This window comes from Vibrio sp. M250220, assembly GCF_036533795.1.
Classification (GTDB): Bacteria; Pseudomonadota; Gammaproteobacteria; order Enterobacterales; family Vibrionaceae; genus Vibrio.
The window spans coordinates 1-2,219 of sequence record NZ_JATABI010000111.1; the positions used below are offsets into that span (position 1 = coordinate 1).

A 2,219-nucleotide genomic window follows, 5' to 3' on the forward strand; every position below is an offset into this window, starting at 1 on the left:
AAAGACCCTGCATTGCCAATGCTCGCAACTGAAACAGGCTTACTTTCAAAGCAACCATTAAGTAAAAAGCACATGCTTACAGCGATTAAAAATCTAAACTTCATTATCAAATACCACTCGCTTGAGTTGGTTTCCTTCTTTCGTTACTGCATTAACAAGACTGTCCATTGCAGTCTCACACCCTGGGTTGATTAGTGCATCATGAGGGCGATGTATCCATTCCTTACCATACTGGTTAATCTCATCTTGCCAATGTGTCGGTGTAATACTACCTAACGGTTGAGTTAATAACTTTTCATTCAACGTTTTTAAATCCACATCACATCCTGTCAATTGACTAAAATCTAGCGGATAGGCGAGCTTTTCGTCATCCCAATTCACACCTGCAACCTCTGCCTGCTGTTTCATTCTTTCTAATGGCAGAGCCGATAGAGCATTGCTAATAGGCTGTAGCTCGTAATAATAAAAAATGCCATTCACCAATGTCACAACACCATATAAACCCTTAGTTCTGCATTCCAAATTCCAAGCGTCTTGAGCGTGCTTGTGTAGCTGCTCACTGTATGCGGCTGCTCCATAAACAGTCTGTTGTGTTTTTATCTCTTCCCTTATGGATTCTGTTTTTATTAACTCCCGATTATAAGTTGCAGACAGAGGCATACCATACCTTGTAGGTAAACCTTGCTTTGCATACTGCTCTTTTGAAGGATAGCCGCCACCAATGTCTGTGTGACAGCCAGCAAACACTTCCTCATAAAAGTTAGAAGGTAGAACGCCATCGCTAGGTCGTAGAGATGTTAGAGGGAAGTTCTTTCTGTATTCGTGATGGGCGCTTATCTGGAATACACGCTCCGCACAACTAGCATCAAGTCCTAACTCAAAATTGCCTTCATCGTTGTTTCCAGCTAGATAGAACGAGCCTACGGTATCGAACAGCCCAACAAAACGAACACTACAGGTACGTGTCTCGTCAGGATAGTAACCATGTTTAGCTTGGCTACTGACGTCATCTTGGTGCGCTAATTAAGTTGGGGAAAACTTCACCGAATGCTTCACCGTCACGTGGCTTGTTATAATCAGGCAATCCATCTTTAACGGCATTAACAAAGTGACGAGCTAAAGCCGCTCCGCGGCTAAAGCCGAAAACGTCAAACTCTATGTGTGTTATGTCGTCAAAACTCCCTTCACTGGATAAAGAGTCGACAATATCAAAATACTGCCGTATCCAGTTCTGCCATTTGTAAAATGCTCCAGTATCGTCAGCGATAAGGTTGTAAGCTGTGTCAATGAACGTATATGTTTTCTCTAAATTATTTGGGCTGACACCAAACGCCTGAGCTAAATCGACTTCATCTTTACCTTCGTCTATCAAGGTCGGATTTTTCCATGCGTCATCAACAGTACCAACACCAGACACATAAATGGCATTAGAATTATCATCTAATGGATAAATTTCAAATAGCCGTGCCACATTGGTGCGTGATTTTACGCCACGTGTTTCTTTGTAAAGGTCATTCAGATGGTTTTGCCCAGTTCCATCAAAGAACACCCCAATCCGTAATATTTTTTCTTCGATTTTTTTTAAGTTAACTACAGCAATATCTTTTTCGACCAACCTTTCGTTATTAATTGAGACTATCGACGTATCAGCTAAATAGTGACCTGTATAGCCATAAAATGTATTCAACGGTTGATTAAATCGCTTTGGGCTCTCCGGTGGTATCGCGTAAACAGGCTCTTTTTCAATGTTTAGCGGTTGCTGTTTTTCTACATTCAGAGAATCCCCTACCGATAGAGACATCGGGTCGGCATCGTACTGTGGATTAAGTTCCAACAAAGCTTTTGGCGCTAGACCATACTGCTTGGCAATCTTCATCCACGTTTCTCGCATACCCGTTTCGAGATCAGTTTGAACAATATGCTTAACGGGCTGAGGTTGGGGTTCGGCGGGTTGCTCTGATTCAGCTCGTTTAATGATGGGTTGTTTTGTTGCCTCAAGTAACTGAGGCACATCTAATTTCACCCCATGCTCGTTCAACCACTCCTCGCTCAAATTATCCAATTCATCACGGGTAATTTGTCTCTCTAAATAAACAAGATGTTGCCCCTCGACCACTTTGCCACCGAGTTTCCACAACACCAATATCGCGTTTTGGTTCTGGTTGTAACCTCTTTCGGGATCAAGGCGGTGATGCGTTGAGTGAGTGGCATAAAAACCC

The 2,219-nt window shown here is 42.6% G+C and carries 2 protein-coding genes and 1 pseudogene; all 3 read right to left on the bottom strand.

Features of this window, described 5'->3' with window-relative positions; translation table 11 throughout:
* Positions 1–93 precede the first annotated feature (93 nt).
* Positions 94–747 carry a hypothetical protein gene (locus tag QTN94_RS19615; RefSeq protein ID WP_331428607.1) on the bottom strand — a complete coding sequence of 218 codons (654 nt, stop codon included), beginning with the start codon at positions 745–747 and terminating at the stop codon, positions 94–96.
* A gap of 6 nt (positions 748–753) precedes the next feature.
* A pseudogene (locus tag QTN94_RS19620) lies at positions 754–936 on the bottom strand (T6SS phospholipase effector Tle1-like catalytic domain-containing protein); the annotation flags it as partial.
* Positions 937–1,006: 70 nt separating this feature from the next.
* Positions 1,007–2,219 (bottom strand): phospholipase effector Tle1 domain-containing protein (locus tag QTN94_RS19625; RefSeq protein WP_331428608.1); only part of this gene is annotated, 1,213 nt, incomplete at its 5' end.